Raw genomic sequence first — 16,909 nt, forward strand, 5'->3', positions numbered from 1 at the left:
ACAAATCATTTCGCTATCTTCTTACAATTTCATTCTTGAGGCTTTATTCTATGCAGCTTCATATTAAATTGGTATTAGTTGTTGGGGACACCTGAAATCGAGGCCGTATAAAGGCGGTGGATGCGGCCCCGACTCCGCTCTTGAAAGTGTTAGATCGCAAGCTGCCGCCAGAGATGTAAAGTTGAGTCAAATCTAGATACAATAATAGTTAGGATGCCTGGTTTAAAACAATCCATTGGCTGCTAATTTATCTGTACCGTCATGTTTTACGAACCGCCGCAACTTTAGGGTAAAATCAGAAACATTAAGCGGAGCACCAACAAATTTAATTCGACAATTTGGACTGGTTAGATATTCCTGAGAGAGCGCTTGGTTTATGATGGCGAACTTCCTTTGGCTGTGACACAAAAAGAAGCTATTGAGGCTGCCTTGCAACTGGCAAAACGTATCAAGAAAAAAGCTTTGCTGGAGATTGAATTAAAAGCTATAGGCACTGAACTCTATGTCAAATTGGTTGATTTAGAACTCGTTAACGGTGATAACGGATACTATGCCATTTTTCATAAAGGAGTGCAGCAGTTTCCTGTGAAACCTGCTTCATCTCAAGATGTTCAAGCAGTATTAGAACACCTAAAAACGCTTAAATTAAAACCTGCTCTGATAGATTGCGGATATGTAGATCCAGACTGGCAATCAGAACTCTAAAATTCTTAACGCGATCGCACAGCTCCGCACGCACAGAATTACTTAATAGGGCGAATAAGTGAATTTTGACCCATCTTTTTTTAGATCAAGTTTCCCTCCTGGGCTACAGGTAAGGCTTTTGACGGAATTGTCGCCCCGTCAATCTGTGCGGTGAACAATCGCAAGCATGGTTTCGGAACAGAGGTGGTGGAGTGGCAACACTCCCTCAACTCTACCTCTCGGCTTTAGCCTAGAAACCGGGTTTCCTGCTGCGATCTCTAGTTTCTTTGCGCGACGATTTTTCCTAGTTTCCCGGCATCTGAGCGTAAATCCCACCCGATGTGTTTCAAAAATCCGTCTTTCGGCTAAAGTTACAGCCCTTTGGCGATCTAGAATATGTAAGTTAGTGCTTACATTAATTGAGATGAGTAGAACGAATCGAAGTGCAGCAGAAACCCGCGATCGCCTGTTGAAAGCCGCGATTGAAGTTTTCTCTACAGAAGGCTACGTTGGAGCGACAACTCGTGAAATTGCTCGTGTTGCAGATGTGAGTGAAGTCACTTTGTTTCGCCGCTTTCAGAGCAAAGAGCAAGTGTTGAGTGCGGTTGCCCACCACATTACAGCATTGCGGACGGAGGCGTTGGCGCATCAAGACGAATGGACTTATGACCTACGCCGCGATCTCCTGCATTATGCAAAGCTCCACGACGACATGCTGGAGGAGTACGAAGCTCTATTTCGGATGTTTATTGGTGAAGCTCACCGGCATCCGACAGAAGCACTGGAGGTGCTTCAGCAATCATTTTTACCGCTGCGTGAAAAACTAATTTCCTATCTACAAACCTGTGTTGAACGCGGCAGTATTCGTCCGAATGTGGATCTGGCACTGGCAGTGGATCAATTGACTGGAATGCTGCTGTCTGGTATGATTCGCCGCCATGTTTCTCAAGTAAACCGGGGCTATAGCCGTAAACGATACATCGAAGGCTGTGTGGATTTATGGGTGCGGGGAGTTAGCACAGCAGCGTCTTCTGTAAGTCGTACTTCGTCTCCAGAATGAAGGTTCCTGACAATTTTCGTATGAATTTGGCATTTCCCGATTGAAGCACCCTAACCCGTTGCGGTGGTGCGAAGCACCTGCCGGAGCCGATCGCAAAAGTAGAGACTAAAAATGAAACGCCCTCAAATACAGAGTCATGCAACTGAACCAGATTCTATTGATATTAAGGCTTTGACCGATTTGGAACAGTCTGAGCCTCAAGACCAGCAAAACGCTCAACAAAAGCGAGCCAAACCATTAAAAAAATTGAAACAATCTGCCTCTGATGCAGCGGGGTACGTGCAGGGACCGCTCAAGTGGGCGATCGCCCTGACGGCTTCTTTAGGAGCCATTCTAGAAGTCATTGATACCAGCATTGTGAACGTTGCTTTAACAGAGATGCAGGCGACATTAGGCGCAACCGTGACCGAAATTGCTTGGGTCGTAACGGGTTACGCGATCGCCAACGTTGTGATGATTCCGCTCTCTGCTTGGTTGGGGGACTTCTTCGGCAAGAAAACCTACTTTGTCTTTTCAATGATCGGGTTCACAGCCGCCTCGATGTTATGCGGTCTATCCATCAACCTGCCGGTGCTGGTGGTAGCTCGAATTCTTCAAGGCTTTTGCGGAGGCGGACTGTTGGCAAAAGCGCAAGCGATTCTGTTTGAAACTTTTCCCCCTGCGGAACAGGGGTTAGCGCAGGCGGTGTTTGGAGTTGGGGTGATTGCAGGTCCGGCTATTGGTCCCACGCTAGGCGGCTATCTGACCGATACATTAGGCTGGCGCTGGATTTTCTTTATCAATTTGCCCGTCGGCATTGTGGCTGTCATCATGGCGGTCGTGTTTCTCCGACCAGACTCGAAGCAACACGAACGGAGCCAGCAGAATGTGGACTGGACAGGAATTGTACTTCTGTGTATTGCGGTAGGCAGTTTGCAAGCATTTTTGGAAGAAGGGGAAAAAGAAAACTGGTTTGAATCGGGTTTCATTACGCTCCTGGCGTTTGTGGCGGTTATGGGGCTGTTTCTGTTCATCTGGCGAGAACTCAGCACAAAAGCACCAGCAGTTGACTTGCGGGTTCTGCGGCATAAATCCCTGGCAGCCGGTAGCCTTTACTCTGGTATTTTGGGCATGGGGTTGTACGGAGCCTTGTTTGCTGTACCGCTATTTGCTCAAGGCGTGCTGCGCTTTTCGGCAACGCAAACCGGATTCCTACTAGCTCCAGGAGCTTTAGCGTCCGCCATCATAATGGTTTTACTCGGCAAAATTTCGACTAAGGTGGATGCCCGCATTTTAATTGCGCTGGGAGCAGGTGGAACGGCAGCAGTCATGTTCGAGTTGGCAAAAATCACGCCCCAAACCGGAACTGATGATTTGTTTTGGCCCTTAATCTGGCGTGGTGCAACTACGGTTTTGATGTTCCTGCCCCTGAGTTTGGCAACATTGGGTTCCATCCCCAAAGAAGATGTATCGGCTGGATCTGGCTTCTATAACTTGACTCGTCAGCTCGGCGGTAGTATTGGCATTGCCATTCTGACCTCATTACTAGCTCAACGAGAGGCTTTTCATCGAGCCATTTTGTTGGCAAAGTTAACGCCTTACGATCCAGAAACAACTGAGCGGCTCAGTGCACTAACTGGTTTGTTTCAGAGTCGCGGTTTTGATGCCGCAACTGCCCAACAACAAGCCCTCGCCGTGCTCTCCCAATTAGTCAATACACAGGCAGCCGTTCTATCCTACGCAGACATTTTTCGCTTTGTCGGCATTCTCTTTATCTGCTCGCTGCCATTGCTGCTGTTTCTCGGCAAGGGAGGCGCTGGAGCCAAGGCACCTGCTGCTCACTAATTACTTGATTTTAATTCTGTAGCGATTACTCCACAGCCTCCGGTTGGATAGACTTTGAGATTGCTTGCCTAAAACAACCAATTTGTAAGGAGATGAATATTTCAACAAGTAGGCATTAACTCTCTTGATTAAAAAAGAAACAATCCCGCACCCCCCTCTAACCGTAATTTTACAATACCCCGGACAGTTTTTAAATAAGGATGCGATGCCTTCAGCAAGCTTCGCTCTTTAAAAACTGTCCGGAGTATTGACTGTAAAGCTTATTTTTATAATGGTGTACCTGGTAAATCGGAACAGGGGTTGGAAATTTCTGTGATTTATATTATCGAAATTGAGACGAGTTTATTTTATAGCTTAAGCCTACAGCAAACTCCATCACGCCCTAAAATAAGTTTCGCAAGAAAAAATCCCACAAAATCCTAAGAATTGCCCATCACAAAAATCGCAAAAAACAGGATTTTTAAATTTCAAACCCTTACCTCAAAAGAGTTAATGGTTATGCAGAACATTGGAAAAATACTCGTTATTCCTTCCCCACTTCTGTACGTTATTTGGTGGCTAATGGCTATTATTATCGCTCTAAATTCTGAGATGCTGTGCGGGAGTTAAATTTAAACTTTATTGGCAAGTAAGCGAGTTGATGCTAACTTACGCTATCTCTATACACGTGAACAAAAGAAACGGGGAACTCAGGAGTAAATATGATGGCAAGGTTGACTGCCATGATTTGAGGAATCTTAATTTTGTTAAATAAATAAAACCGGGAGTTTCATTATACACATTGGTTGTAGGCGAGTGGTCGTTTAAATTTCCAATTTTTTTTTGCTTGCATCTCTGAGGTTAAGCCCACGGAAAAATCAATAATGCTTTATTATTGAGCACTGATATTCACTTGCCACCTGAGCAAATTGTTGAATATTATCAGGTTAGTTTTCCGATTAAATTTATTTTTCGTGATGGCAAGCAATTTACGGGATTGTCTGATTGTCAATCTCGTCATTTACACGGCTGGATTTTCATTTTAATGCCAGTATTATTGCCTTAAATTTAGCCAAATATCAACTCTCTAGTTGTCATTCATCTGCCAAGTCGTTTGTGTTTTCAATCTGTTATTATAAACGTCGGGAATTCAATAAACACCTACTGTGTACCTTTATTGACACGTTAGATTTAGACCCGGATTTGATTTTAAATCATCCTAATCTTCCTTCAGTCTTGTATGACGGTACTCTGGCTGCTTAAAAACTGTCCGGAGTATTGCTTTTAGAGAAGCTTGTCCATCGCAAAGTACCGGATTTCTTTTTCCATCTTGTCTTTTCCGAGAAAATTGGATAGCTACTTAAACAATACTCTAGCCCTCATACTGCTTAATAATATTTTTTATCAATAAATTTAGAGGTATTCCTTTAGCCACTATTTTTGCTAACGAGAAGCCAAATTCCGCTCAAGCGCCGAAAACAGTCAGAATCGTGATATAGCGATGTTTTTTCCTACTGATTTACATACCTGAACTCAAATCAGTGAAAATTTTTCTCAAATACCCCTTGACGAAACTACTAAAATTGTTGATTATCTATATCAATAACCTGCGATCGCTTAAAACTCCCCTGACATCTTTCTCAAGAGGTAAATAGCCGTGACCAGCATGGCAGAAAAATCCTTCGCAGCCGAAGGAAAATCATTTCCTTGGTGGGTCGGCAACGCCCGCTTAATCAACCTTTCCGGCCCTTTGCTCGGTACCGACGTTGCCTGCGCCGGCCTCATCGTCTTCTGGGCGGGAGCCTATACCCTATTAGAGCTTTCCCGCTTTAACTCAGAATTGCCCATGTACGAACAAGGCTTAATCCTGTTGCCAAACTTAGCCAGACTCGGCTTGGGTGGGGGTGCGGGAGCCAAAATTGTTGATACCGATCCGTACTTCGCCGTTAGGGCGATTCACCTAATCAGCTCAGCCTTTCTAGGCTTCGGCGGCATCTTTCACTCCCTCAAAGGGCCAGCAACCCTCGAAGCAAGAACTTCTTTCTTTGGCTACACATGGGAAGACCCAGACAAAATGACCACCCTCTTGGGCATCCGCCTAGTTTTGCTTGGTGTCGCTACCTTCTTGTTGGTACCCAAAGCATCGATGGTGCAATTCCTATTTTTTACCTACAAACGCCGTTTAGATTTCGGTCAACCTTGAGACAATAACCGCATGACTGTCTTTTTCTAAAATTTATGTATTGCCACTTTGATTATTTTTGTGGAGTCTGTCCGTAACATTGCCAGAAGGAGCGCATCAAATCAAGCGCTTGTATCCAATTCCTTGTTATTGGGATTTTTTTAGTAACGACTACCGCCTCACATTTACAGTGCGCCCGTGCGTTGCTTGTACTGAAGATGCGATCGGTTTCACTGACTTTGACCCTAAGACTTGTTTTACCAACGCTTATCAGCAACATTGCTAGAAACTTCACAAAAATTACGCATAAATACCGAAAACTACTTTTTCAGTACCACTTTTACGAAGGGGGATAGATGGCTAGCAGATTACCCTTAAGTAAAGGGGAAGTCGAGAATTAGATGGATTATGAGGGGAAATACACTTTAGGAGAATCTAAAAAAGAGCGCGAATAAATAACAGATAATCCACTAGAAGCCTCGTTCAACTTTTTTATTTTTGGCGACATGAATTTATACAGTGCTAACTCACTCAAAGTCGAACTAAACCAGAGAGGTTGCCGCCTAACTCCCCAGCGAGAAACTATTTTGAGCGTCTTTCAAAATCTGCCACAAGGCAATCATTTAAGTGCGGAAGAGTTATACAGGACTTTGCAGAATAAAGGAGAACGAATAGGCTTGTCTACTGTCTACCGAACCCTGCATTTATTAGCAAGAATTGGAATTTTGCGTGAACTAGAATTAGCAGAAGGGCACAAACATTACGAACTGAATTTTCCCGAATTGCACCACCACCACCACCTGGTTTGCATTCAGTGTCACAAAACCTTTGAATTTAGCGATGAATCCATTTTAAAAATTGGCAAAAAGCAAGTTGAAAAAGCTGGGGTCGAACTGCTTGACTGTCAATTAACTGTGCGAGCTGTTTGTTTGGAAGCGCTGCGGGAGGGATGGCCTTCTTTGGTGCCGAGTAATTGGTTGTGTCCGAGATATCATTCAAAAATTGAGGAGGAAATTAGTTGAGTTGGATGAAATACATTTGGGTAATGGGGAATTAGTAATTGGTAATTGGTAATTGGTCACTATTGAACTCAGGTAGGGCAATCGCGTTGCAAGTAATGCTAGCAAAGTGATTCTTAGGAAACCAATCTCACCCATTGAAAACTCGCCGTCTTTCCCTTCCCCTTAATACCGCTGCAAGGAATGTTAGCGAAGAAATTATTAGGAAAGCAATCTCACGCATTCAAAACTTGCTGCATTTCCCTTCTCCTTCCGTCAAGCAACCTCAGAATCGCCACGTTGGTGTTCCATCCGAAATATGTTAGCGTACAAACTAGCCACAATCTGTTTGCCTTCCTGCGTCAACTGCAAGTAACCTAGAGATTCGCTGATGTGAGGATAAATGCCACTCCAGTAAAACTTAGAGTAGCTTTGCAGCAAATCGCCCGGATGTCGATAGCCCAAAACTTTAGTAGCACCGCTTTCTTCCAACTCGTAAAACAGCGCGCCAATTTTCTGCAAATATTGCGGGTTGCTGAGCTGACCTATCAAGTCAGCACCGCGCACTAAACTAGAGTAATTAACTGCATCCTCGTCAGTGTTACCGTCAAGCACCGAGAAACGAGTCTGTTCTATATTCTGCTTAATTATCTCCGCATTAATTAGCTTGTGGTTGCCGAAGCGCTCGTCAATGAACAATTTAGCTCTGTCAACTCGGTAAGGAGCTAAGCTAGCCGCTGTTGCACCGGGAGCAAGTGCAATTCTCATGCCATCTTTTCCAGTAGCATACAATCCTTCTGATTCTTGGTCTTGCCGGCAAACTCCTTTGACATATCCGATGTCTTGACACAGCAAAGAAATGATGAAGTGCAGCCAATCTTCGCAGGAAACTCCGCCCTTGCGAATGTGTTTTCCCCGCAAGATTTCTTGACCGACTAAGCTAATGCAAATGGCGTGTTCTACATTGTGATAAAGAGCGTCGCTGTTGGCGATGTTTTCTAACGCCATTGCCCCCACCCAGGCAATAATGTCAGCATAGTCTGATTTGTAGCCTCCATAAGTGCGGCTGTAACCGTTCTGAAGTTGTTCTATGAAAGCCTCAATCAGCAGTTCTGTAGAATTAAACATACCCTGTCCTTTTACCTTAATATTTACTTTTAAGAGCGGTGCATCTATTGGGGAGTCCTCTAATTTTATGGAGGATATTTTAGCTTACAACTCATGCACCCCGTGTGGGTTGTGCTCTGTGGGTGGCAGGTGGGTGGCAATCTCAAAACTCATTGACGCAGCTACGCCCGGGGAGTCACCCAGCAATCTCTCGCCATGACTCACAATTCCCAAGTAACTCAGTCCATCACTGACACCCATCCCCGCCGTACTGCATACAGCAGCCTGCTGACAATTTTTCGCTCCTCTGAACTTTTTAAACTGTGAGAATTAATTGCGTATTGAATTTGTTGGAACACAGTCCGATCGATCTTACCGGATTTCCAAATGTTCAAGTAAAGTTCGGAAATTTTATATTCAGGAATATAAGCTTTGGTTGTCATCTGCCGTCAACTCAATGTATATTTCTTATTATCCGGCAATTTTAGATAACTTTATGTGATGTAGATCGGCTCTAGACTGTGATGCGATCGCAGGCTGGAGTTAATGCGCCTCTCCTAAACAATGGTAATTCGATCGAAAAAGCGCCATATGGCGATCGTCATAAATTTTGCTGACGGCTGTGACAATCATCATAGTTGCGCCTAAATTATAGGATGTCACATACCATTCGCCCGTTGCGATCGCCTCCGGACAACTGGCAGCAATAAGGAAGTTTGAGCGCGGGTCGCGCAAATTTCTTGCCAAAGAAACACCCGTCGTGTACAATATAGAGTCTGGTATCCTCACTTACCCATAATTATTTTCATTCATCCCGTCCCCCCAGAGGGGAAGGGACTTTCAGTGCGGATACAGCCAAATCACTATATTCAGCAAAAAGCTAGAAATGCCGTAACTCATGCCCACTATTCAGCAACTCATCCGTTCAGCACGGGAACAAACGCAGAAAAAAACCAAATCGCCAGCTCTCAAGAGTTGCCCCCAGCGCCGCGGAGTTTGCACCAGAGTGTACACGACCACCCCGAAAAAACCCAACTCGGCGCTGCGGAAGGTGGCTCGGGTACGGCTGACCTCTGGTTTTGAAGTGACCGCCTACATCCCAGGGATCGGTCACAACTTGCAAGAACACTCGGTAGTAATGATCCGGGGCGGTCGGGTAAAAGATTTGCCCGGAGTTAGATACCACATCATTCGGGGTACATTAGACACCGCTGGGGTGAAAGACCGCAAGCAGGGTCGTTCCAAATACGGGGCCAAGCGTCCTAAAGAGAAAAAATAACACGGAACTCGCCCGATCGTCGGGGTTGGGAAGCAAAAATAAATCCGATCGCGCCGATCAATTGCACCCTCGATCGTCATAGATCGAGATCTGATCCCAAAACCCCAAACTCAATCATTCAAAATCAAAAATCCCAAATAGAACTATGTCTCGCCGCACAGTTATTCAAAAACGCCCAGTTCCACCAGATCCAACCTACAACAGCCGGTTGGTAAGCATGATGGTGAGACGGATCATGCAGCACGGCAAAAAATCCGTTGCCTCCAGCATCGTCTACGACGCCCTCAAAACCATCCAAGAACGCACAGGGGCTGAACCGTTAGACTTGTTTGAAAAAGCAGTCAAAAACGCGACACCCCTGGTCGAAGTCAAAGCCCGCCGGGTAGGTGGCGCTACCTACCAAGTGCCGATGGAAGTGCGTTCCGATCGCGGTACCACCCTCGCCCTTCGCTGGCTGATCAGATTTGCCCGCGCCCGTACCGGCCGCTCGATGGCGGCCAAGCTAGCCAACGAACTGATGGATGCAGCTAACGAAACAGGCAGTGCTATTCGCAAGCGCGAAGAAACACACCGCATGGCTGAAGCTAACAAGGCTTTTGCTCACTACCGCTACTAACTGCAACATCGGGCATGGAGAAGAGCGCGATCGTGCGGTATAAAAACATCGGGTGAGAAATTGGAAAGTGTAGGTTTTGAGTGTTGAGATTGCTTCTCTTGGCGCAGTTGCGATTCGTGAAGCAAACTCAAAACTCCCAAAATCAAAATTCACGCACGCACTCAAAATTTACGCACTCTCTGAATCCTCCATGTCGCATCCTTAATATTTTTGTAAACAAATTTTGCAAAAAATATTAAAATGTAACAATAAGCTCCAGAGACTTTTGTAAGTCGCTGGGGAGTGCAAAATAGGGTTACTGTGTAGTATAATAGTATTATAACAGCAACACAAGATTAAGGAGGTAGCTGTGGCACGTACCGTCCCGCTAGAGAAAACTCGCAACATCGGCATCGCAGCCCACATAGACGCGGGCAAAACAACAACAACTGAAAGAATTCTGTTCTATTCAGGCATGGTTCACAAAATGGGTGAAGTGCACGAGGGAACAGCAGTCACTGACTGGATGGAGCAAGAGCGGGAGCGGGGAATTACGATTACTGCCGCTGCTATCACCACCAGTTGGAAAGATTACAAAATCAACATCATCGACACTCCCGGACACGTAGACTTCACGATCGAAGTCGAACGCTCGATGCGAGTGCTCGACGGAGTGATCGCAGTGTTCTGCTCGGTAGGGGGAGTGCAGCCGCAATCCGAGACAGTTTGGCGACAAGCCGATCGGTACAAAGTACCGCGGATCGTGTTCGTCAACAAAATGGATCGGATGGGCGCAAACTTTTACAAAGTCTACGGCCAAATTCGCGATCGAATGAGAGCGAACGCCGTACCCATCCAAATCCCGATCGGCAGCGAAGAAAACTTCCGGGGAATTGTAGATTTAGTAGAGATGAAAGCCTACATCTACAACAACAACACGGGAACCGACATCGAGGAAGTAGAAATCCCCGATGAAGTAAAAGAGCTAGCAGCAGAATACCGCACCAAGCTGATCGAGTCCGTAGCAGAAACCAACGACGCCCTCACGGAGAAATACCTTGAAGGCGAAGAGTTAACGGAAGACGAAATTCGTGCAGCTTTGCGGACTGGCGCCATCTCTGGGACGATCGTCCCCATGTTGTGCGGTTCGGCGTTCAAAAACAAAGGCGTTCAGCTTTTGTTGGATGCAGTGATCGACTACCTGCCGTCGCCCTTGGAAGTTCCCCCAATTCAAGGACTCCTCCCCAACGGCGACACAGCAGAACGATTTGCAGATGACAGCGCCCCCCTGTCAGCCCTGGCATTCAAAATCATGGCTGACCCCTACGGCCGCCTGACCTTTGTTCGCGTCTACTCCGGTATCCTCAAAAAAGGCACCTACGTCCTGAACTCCACCAAAGACAAAAAAGAGCGGGTTTCTCGCCTAATTGTACTCAAAGCGGACGATCGGATAGAAGTTGAGGAACTCCGAGCCGGAGACTTGGGAGCAGCCTTGGGTTTGAAAGACACCTTCACCGGCGACACCCTCTGCGAAGAAGGAGCGCCAGTGATTCTGGAATCTCTGTTTATTCCAGAGCCAGTCATCTCGGTGGCTGTCGAACCCAAAACCAAACAAGACATGGAGAAGCTCTCCAAAGCCCTCCAGTCACTCTCGGAAGAAGACCCCACCTTCCGAGTCAACGTTGACCCAGAAACCAATCAGACAGTCATCGCCGGCATGGGCGAACTGCACCTGGAAATCCTGGTAGACAGGATGCTGCGGGAATTCAAAGTAGAAGCCAACGTGGGTCAGCCACAAGTAGCCTACCGTGAAACCATTCGCAAATCCGTCCGCGCCGAAGGTAAATTTATCCGCCAAAGTGGCGGTAAAGGTCAGTACGGTCACGTCGTGATCGAACTAGAACCCACCGAAGTCGGAAGCGGCTTTGAATTTGTCTCCAAAATTGTTGGTGGCACTGTACCCAAAGAGTACATCGGCCCGGCAGAACAAGGGATGAAAGAAGCCTGCGAATCAGGTATTGTAGCAGGATATCCCGTGATTGACCTCAAAGCTACTATGGTAGACGGGTCTTTCCACGACGTAGACTCCTCAGAAATGGCATTTAAGATCGCCGGTTCAATGGCGATCAAAGAAGCCGTGATGAAGGCGTCGCCAGTGCTGCTAGAGCCTATGATGAAAGTAGAGGTGGAAGTTCCCGAAGATTACATCGGGAACATCATAGGCGACCTCAACTCGCGTCGGGGTCAGATTGAGGGCCAAGAGACGGATCAGGGAATTGCCAAAGTTTCTGTAAAAGTTCCACTAGCAGAAATGTTTGGCTACGCCACTGACATCCGCTCGAAAACCCAAGGTCGGGGCATCTTCACAATGGAATTCAGCCATTACGAAGAAGTGCCGCGAAATGTGGCTGAAGCCATCATCGCTAAGAACAAAGGTAACTAACGATTTTGAATTTTAGATTTTGGATTTTGGATGAAATCCAAAGTCTAAAATCTAAAATGTTAAAATCTAAAATCGCTAAAAAAAACAAGGAACAGATCGAGAATGGCACGCGCAAAATTTGAACGGAATAAACCCCACGTAAACATCGGCACGATCGGTCACGTTGACCACGGCAAAACAACTTTGACCGCCGCGATTACGATGACTCTCTCTGCACTAGGTCAAGCAAAGGCTAAGAACTACGCCGACATCGACGCTGCGCCAGAAGAAAAAGCACGGGGTATTACGATTAATACTGCTCACGTGGAATACGAAACCACAGGTCGGCACTATGCCCACGTAGATTGCCCCGGACACGCTGACTATGTGAAAAACATGATCACCGGTGCTGCTCAAATGGACGGCGGCATCCTAGTAGTGTCAGCGGCAGACGGCCCCATGCCTCAAACTCGCGAACACATCCTGCTAGCTAAGCAAGTTGGCGTTCCCAGCTTGGTTGTGTTCTTGAACAAAGAAGACATGGTGGATGATGCTGAACTGCTGGAATTGGTAGAACTGGAAGTTCGCGAACTTTTGAGCTCTTACGATTTTCCGGGCGATGACATCCCCATCGTCACAGGTTCGGGATTGAAAGCTCTCGAAGCGATGCTTGCTAATCCCAAGACTGTCAAGGGCGAAAATGAGTGGGTTGACAAAATTTACAAGCTGATGGAAGAAGTAGATGCTTACATCCCCACCCCAGAACGCGAAGTTGACAAGCCTTTCTTGATGGCAGTTGAAGACGTATTCTCGATTACTGGTCGGGGTACTGTCGCCACAGGCCGGATCGAACGTGGAACCATCAAAGTCGGCGAAACAGTCGAATTGGTGGGTCTTAAAGACACTCGCAGCACTACAGTGACTGGTGTGGAAATGTTCACCAAGTCTCTGGAAGAAGGTTTGGCCGGCGACAACGTTGGTCTACTGCTGCGGGGGATTTTAAAGGCGGATATTGAACGCGGAATGGTGATTGCCAAGCCGAAAAGCATCATGCCTCACACTCAGTTTGAATCTGAAGTGTACATCCTCAAGAAGGAAGAAGGCGGTCGGCACACGCCCTTTTTCTCTGGCTATCGCCCTCAATTCTACGTCCGTACCACTGACGTGACCGGCACGATCGCACAGTTCACCGCTGATGACGGTAGTGAAGCAGAAATGGTGATGCCCGGTGACCGGATCAAAATGACTGTTGAACTGATTCACCCAATCGCGATCGAACAAGGAATGCGCTTCGCTATCCGCGAAGGCGGCCGCACCGTCGGCGCCGGCGTTGTTTCCAAAATCCTTAAGTAGGAATCAGATAAAAGCTTAAATAGCAGAAAAGCCACCAAATTTAATCAGGCTTTTCTGCTATTTAGTGATTAGTCATTTTAGTGATTAGTCATTAGTCATGAGTCCGAAGTTAGCAGTTAGCCCGAAAAAAACTGCAAATAGACGACAGACAACAGACAACAAACAACAAACTGAACCTAGAAAATTCAAGAAACAAAAATGGCAACAATTCAACAGCAAAAAATTCGCATTCGCCTCAAAGCTTTCGATCGCCGGATTCTAGACGCATCCTGCGAAAAGATTGTAGATACAGCAAATCGGACAGCAGCCACAGCGATCGGCCCGATTCCCCTACCGACAAAACGGCGGATTTACTGCTTGCTGCGATCGCCCCACGTAGACAAAGATTCTCGCGAACACTTTGAAACCCGCACGCACCGCCGGATTATCGACATTCACCAGCCATCAGCCAAAACAATTGACGCTTTGATGAAACTGGATTTGCCAGCCGGCGTAGATATCGAAGTCAAGCTGTAGATTGACCTATCTCAAACGCAGAAAGAAGGATCAAAGGGAAGAGCATTTGTTCCTTCTTTTTGCATAAAGTTCCCTAGTTATTACTTATTAGGTATAAGTTATTAGTTAATAATCAACAATAATTTCTGCTCCGGCACGAACTTAAATAATTATTCTTATATTAAGGGGCGATCGCTACAAAAACGCTCCTTGAGCAGTCGCTATCATCGCATTCAGCATTACTTAGTTCAGCAAAAAGGTATATTTAGCATTTTGACGAAATAACGCCTTTGTCAAGCTGCCAGCACGGGCGATCGCGCTCGCTGGCTCAAATCCGCGTCGCAAAAGCCCGATCGCTCCTGCCCCGGAATTGCCTTTCATCAGTTAAAGTAAGAAAAAGAAGCGCAAGTACCGTCACTTTTGACCGACAATGGCATCCTCTTCCTCTGTAGCAGTTCGCGAACTCCCCTTATTTCCGTTGCCGGAAGTGGTTCTATTTCCAGGTAGACCGCTGCCGCTGCAAATCTTCGAGTTTCGCTATCGAATCATGATGAATACGATTCTGGAAGGCGATCGGCGTTTCGGTGTACTCATGTGGGACCCCAACCAAAACAAAGTCTCTGCCGTGGGCTGCTGCGCCGAAGTAATTCACTGCCAGCGCCTCCCCGACGATCGCATGAAAATTATGACTCTCGGACAGCAGCGGTTCCGAGTGCTCGACGCAGTTCGGGAAAAACCCTATTTAGTCGGTCTAGTAGAATGGATTGAAGACGAACCGCCGCAAAAAGACCTCAGACCTTTGGGAAAAGATGTCGAACAACTGCTGAGAGATGTAGTTCGCCTCTCCAGCAAATTGATGGATCAGCCGATCGACCTGCCCGAAGACATTCCCAGTTTGCCTACAGAATTGTCCTACTGGGTAGCCAGCTACCTTTACGGCGCAGCGACAGAACAGCAAACTCTTTTAGAATTGCAAGATACTGCTGCGAGGTTGGAACGCGAAACCGAAATTTTGACTTCTACTCGCAATCACTTGGCAGCGAGGACTGTACTTAAAGATACCCTCAAGTAGCCAATTTGCCTAGGAAAAAGCACGATCGGTTTGACCTGAAGTGAAAAAAGAATTACACACAAATCATTCGATTTTTGATTTTTGGTTTTCGATTGACTGATGAACTAAGGGTTTGGATCGCAGCCCTACAGTTCCATTCTTTTGGGGAACTGGCATCTGTTTAATTCTTAACTTCAAACAGGTTCGGATAGGTTCCTTATAGCAGTAAATGCTTGTGTTAGACAATCACGACCAACCGAAACCATACGATGCAGTTAAAGGCGGTCAACTGCCACCTCCTGTGGGCGGTGTAGTGCTCGGCGGACTAGCAGGAGTTAAACATCGGCTGTCTAGTTCTGTCAGCGAACATCGCATCGCCGCCTTGAGAGAGACATTGAATTACGGCGATGCCGGCTTAAAAATAGTCATCAAGATTTGTCAAAGCGAAACAGGGCCGGTGCAGCGGGCGGCCTGCGATTTGCTTCGACAAAGGCTGAATTCGATCGCCCGCGAAAAATTACAGGCCTTTGTAGCTTCAAGTTCTGATTCAGAAGCTAAGGTAAACAGCACTGAAAAAATATTAAAGCACTCATCCGGTGCAGTCTCAGAAAAAAATTACGATCGGCAAATGTCCGAAGCACAGTTAATATTTGAGACAATTACGCAGCAAATGCAACCAAATTTGTTGCTGTTAGAAGCACTGGTAGCCTCTGTAGAACGGGAAGAATTTACGAGCGAACTGATGAATCTTTGGGAACTATTAATCTTAGAAATTCAGGAACCTCTCAAAGAACTGCGTCAGGCTGTGGGCACTGCGATTTCCGCCCAACTGCGGATTCAGTGGCTGTACAATCAAGCTGAATCTCAAGCCAACCAGTGGCAGCAGCGAGCTTTGCTAGCTCTTCAGACACAGGATGAAAATTCAGTCCGCCTCGCCGTGGTTCGCCAGCAGGTTCAATTCGATCAGGCGGCAGAACTAAAAATTGACTTAGACTACCAAACTGTGCGAGTAGAAAATCTAAACCGCAACTTGCTGGCTTTGGAAAGTAAGATTGCTCAAGCTAATTCCAAGAAAGAGATCCTCAAGATGCAGCTTCATTTTGCTAAGGTACAGCAGCAAATAGACTTCACTTTCAGCCAAGTCAATAGTATATTTTTTAGTCCTTAGTTGTCGGATTCTCCGGTTATATATTGCGTGATATCAAACTTGTCTGACGCAAAAATGTATAGCCCCACTTAAAATTGCCTCATCTAGCTTAGCTCCCTCAAGATTAGCACCGCATAAAAATGCGCCGCTCAAATTAGCACCGCTCAAATCAGCTTCTCTCAAATCTGCGCCTTCAAGGTTACTTTCACACAAAAAAGCGCCTTTCAAGTTGGCTCTTCTCAGACTTGATCCCCGCAGTTTTGCCTCGCTGAGATTTGCTTTTTCGAGGTTTGTATTGTCCAAGCAAGCATCTAAGAGATTCGCTTCCATCAGGTTTGCGGCGTACAAGGATGCTCCGCTCAAATTAACACCAATCATTTTGGTGTCGCTCAAGTTGGCGTTTTCCAAGTTTGCTTCAATCAGGTCAGCTCCTGTTAATCTTGCAAAACTTAGATCTGCTCGGCTCAGGTTAGCCCCATTGAGTTTTGTCATCACCAGGCAAGCATTCTTTAGCTTGGCAGCTATTAAGTTTGCCCCACTTAAGTTTGCCAAAGCAAAATTTATTTCTTTGAGATTCGCGCAGGCTAGATTAATATGAATTAGGAAAGCTTCTCGCAAAGAAGCCTCTTTCAAGTTTGTTTCATGAAAATTTCTTTCTCCGGCTGCGTATCGCTTGAGAAGTTCATCAGCATTCATCTCACCAGCCTCCTAAGCTTGACTTAAAAAGTATACT

At 46.3% G+C, this 16,909-nt stretch carries 17 protein-coding genes and 1 pseudogene; 13 read left to right on the top strand and 5 right to left on the bottom strand.

What is annotated here, in order from left to right; genetic code table 11:
- The first annotated feature begins 369 nt into the window (after positions 1–369).
- The 6 genes and pseudogenes from QUA27_RS12010 to QUA27_RS12035 all read left to right on the top strand — a co-directional run bounded on the left by QUA27_RS12010 (position 370) and on the right by QUA27_RS12035 (position 6,751).
- The gene (locus QUA27_RS12010) at positions 370–705 is read left to right on the top strand and encodes a hypothetical protein (RefSeq protein WP_333068199.1); all 336 of its coding nucleotides are present in this window, start codon (positions 370–372) and stop codon (positions 703–705) included.
- Between the two features lie 166 nt (positions 706–871).
- Entirely contained in the window at positions 872–1,744 is an 873-nt protein-coding gene (locus tag QUA27_RS12015; RefSeq protein ID WP_333068200.1) for a TetR/AcrR family transcriptional regulator, read from the top strand.
- A gap of 111 nt (positions 1,745–1,855) precedes the next feature.
- Positions 1,856–3,568 carry a DHA2 family efflux MFS transporter permease subunit gene (locus QUA27_RS12020; RefSeq protein WP_333068201.1) on the top strand — a complete coding sequence of 571 codons (1,713 nt, stop codon included), beginning with the start codon at positions 1,856–1,858 and terminating at the stop codon, positions 3,566–3,568.
- Positions 3,569–5,213: 1,645 nt separating this feature from the next.
- Positions 5,214–5,717 (top strand): annotated as a pseudogene (locus QUA27_RS12025) (chlorophyll a/b binding light-harvesting protein); the annotation flags it as partial.
- 91 nt (positions 5,718–5,808) lie between these two features.
- Positions 5,809–6,015 carry a hypothetical protein gene (locus tag QUA27_RS12030; RefSeq protein WP_333068202.1) on the top strand — a complete coding sequence of 69 codons (207 nt, stop codon included), beginning with the start codon at positions 5,809–5,811 and terminating at the stop codon, positions 6,013–6,015.
- Between the two features lie 220 nt (positions 6,016–6,235).
- The gene (locus tag QUA27_RS12035; protein ID WP_015174051.1) at positions 6,236–6,751 is read left to right on the top strand and encodes a Fur family transcriptional regulator; all 516 of its coding nucleotides are present in this window, start codon (positions 6,236–6,238) and stop codon (positions 6,749–6,751) included.
- Between the two features lie 252 nt (positions 6,752–7,003).
- Here the strand turns inward: QUA27_RS12035 and QUA27_RS12040 are convergent, their stop codons facing one another.
- From QUA27_RS12040 to QUA27_RS12050, 3 genes are all read right to left on the bottom strand, one after another.
- Entirely contained in the window at positions 7,004–7,855 is an 852-nt protein-coding gene (locus QUA27_RS12040) for an Npun_R2479 family HD domain-containing metalloprotein (protein WP_333068203.1), read from the bottom strand.
- A 218-nt stretch (positions 7,856–8,073) separates the two neighbouring features.
- Positions 8,074–8,277, bottom strand: a complete 204-nt coding sequence (locus tag QUA27_RS12045) for a hypothetical protein (protein ID WP_015174049.1) — start codon at positions 8,275–8,277, stop codon at positions 8,074–8,076.
- 100 nt (positions 8,278–8,377) lie between these two features.
- On the bottom strand, positions 8,378–8,623 hold the full coding sequence (locus QUA27_RS12050) for a hypothetical protein (protein WP_333068204.1): 246 nt from the start codon (positions 8,621–8,623) through the stop codon (positions 8,378–8,380).
- 109 nt (positions 8,624–8,732) lie between these two features.
- Between QUA27_RS12050 and rpsL the strand changes: the two genes are divergently transcribed.
- The 5 genes from rpsL to rpsJ all read left to right on the top strand — a co-directional run bounded on the left by rpsL (position 8,733) and on the right by rpsJ (position 13,999).
- The gene (gene rpsL, locus QUA27_RS12055) at positions 8,733–9,113 is read left to right on the top strand and encodes a 30S ribosomal protein S12 (protein ID WP_006632197.1); all 381 of its coding nucleotides are present in this window, start codon (positions 8,733–8,735) and stop codon (positions 9,111–9,113) included.
- Positions 9,114–9,258: 145 nt separating this feature from the next.
- The gene (gene rpsG / locus QUA27_RS12060) at positions 9,259–9,729 is read left to right on the top strand and encodes a 30S ribosomal protein S7 (RefSeq protein ID WP_006632196.1); all 471 of its coding nucleotides are present in this window, start codon (positions 9,259–9,261) and stop codon (positions 9,727–9,729) included.
- Between the two features lie 349 nt (positions 9,730–10,078).
- Positions 10,079–12,151: an elongation factor G gene (gene fusA, locus QUA27_RS12065; protein ID WP_333068205.1), complete on the top strand. Its 2,073-nt coding sequence runs from the start codon at positions 10,079–10,081 to the stop codon at positions 12,149–12,151.
- A 102-nt stretch (positions 12,152–12,253) separates the two neighbouring features.
- Positions 12,254–13,483 carry an elongation factor Tu gene (tuf, locus tag QUA27_RS12070; protein ID WP_190660866.1) on the top strand — a complete coding sequence of 410 codons (1,230 nt, stop codon included), beginning with the start codon at positions 12,254–12,256 and terminating at the stop codon, positions 13,481–13,483.
- A gap of 198 nt (positions 13,484–13,681) precedes the next feature.
- Positions 13,682–13,999 (top strand): 30S ribosomal protein S10, encoded by a 318-nt coding sequence (rpsJ, locus tag QUA27_RS12075; protein ID WP_006632193.1) that lies wholly within the window; start codon positions 13,682–13,684, stop codon positions 13,997–13,999.
- 222 nt (positions 14,000–14,221) lie between these two features.
- Here rpsJ and QUA27_RS12080 read toward each other — a convergent pair whose 3' ends face one another.
- On the bottom strand, positions 14,222–14,359 hold the full coding sequence (locus tag QUA27_RS12080) for a hypothetical protein (RefSeq protein ID WP_333068206.1): 138 nt from the start codon (positions 14,357–14,359) through the stop codon (positions 14,222–14,224).
- 49 nt (positions 14,360–14,408) lie between these two features.
- Between QUA27_RS12080 and QUA27_RS12085 the strand changes: the two genes are divergently transcribed.
- Positions 14,409–15,050 carry an LON peptidase substrate-binding domain-containing protein gene (locus QUA27_RS12085; RefSeq protein WP_006632192.1) on the top strand — a complete coding sequence of 214 codons (642 nt, stop codon included), beginning with the start codon at positions 14,409–14,411 and terminating at the stop codon, positions 15,048–15,050.
- Positions 15,051–15,258: 208 nt separating this feature from the next.
- The gene (locus tag QUA27_RS12090) at positions 15,259–16,197 is read left to right on the top strand and encodes a PspA/IM30 family protein (RefSeq protein WP_333068207.1); all 939 of its coding nucleotides are present in this window, start codon (positions 15,259–15,261) and stop codon (positions 16,195–16,197) included.
- A 33-nt stretch (positions 16,198–16,230) separates the two neighbouring features.
- On the opposite strand, the gene QUA27_RS12095 is transcribed toward QUA27_RS12090, so the two are convergent.
- The gene (locus QUA27_RS12095) at positions 16,231–16,872 is read right to left on the bottom strand and encodes a pentapeptide repeat-containing protein (RefSeq protein ID WP_333068208.1); all 642 of its coding nucleotides are present in this window, start codon (positions 16,870–16,872) and stop codon (positions 16,231–16,233) included.
- Positions 16,873–16,909 lie beyond the last annotated feature (37 nt).

The organism is Microcoleus harperi Pol14_C6 (assembly GCF_036701295.1).
Classification (GTDB): Bacteria; Cyanobacteriota; Cyanobacteriia; order Cyanobacteriales; family Microcoleaceae; genus Microcoleus.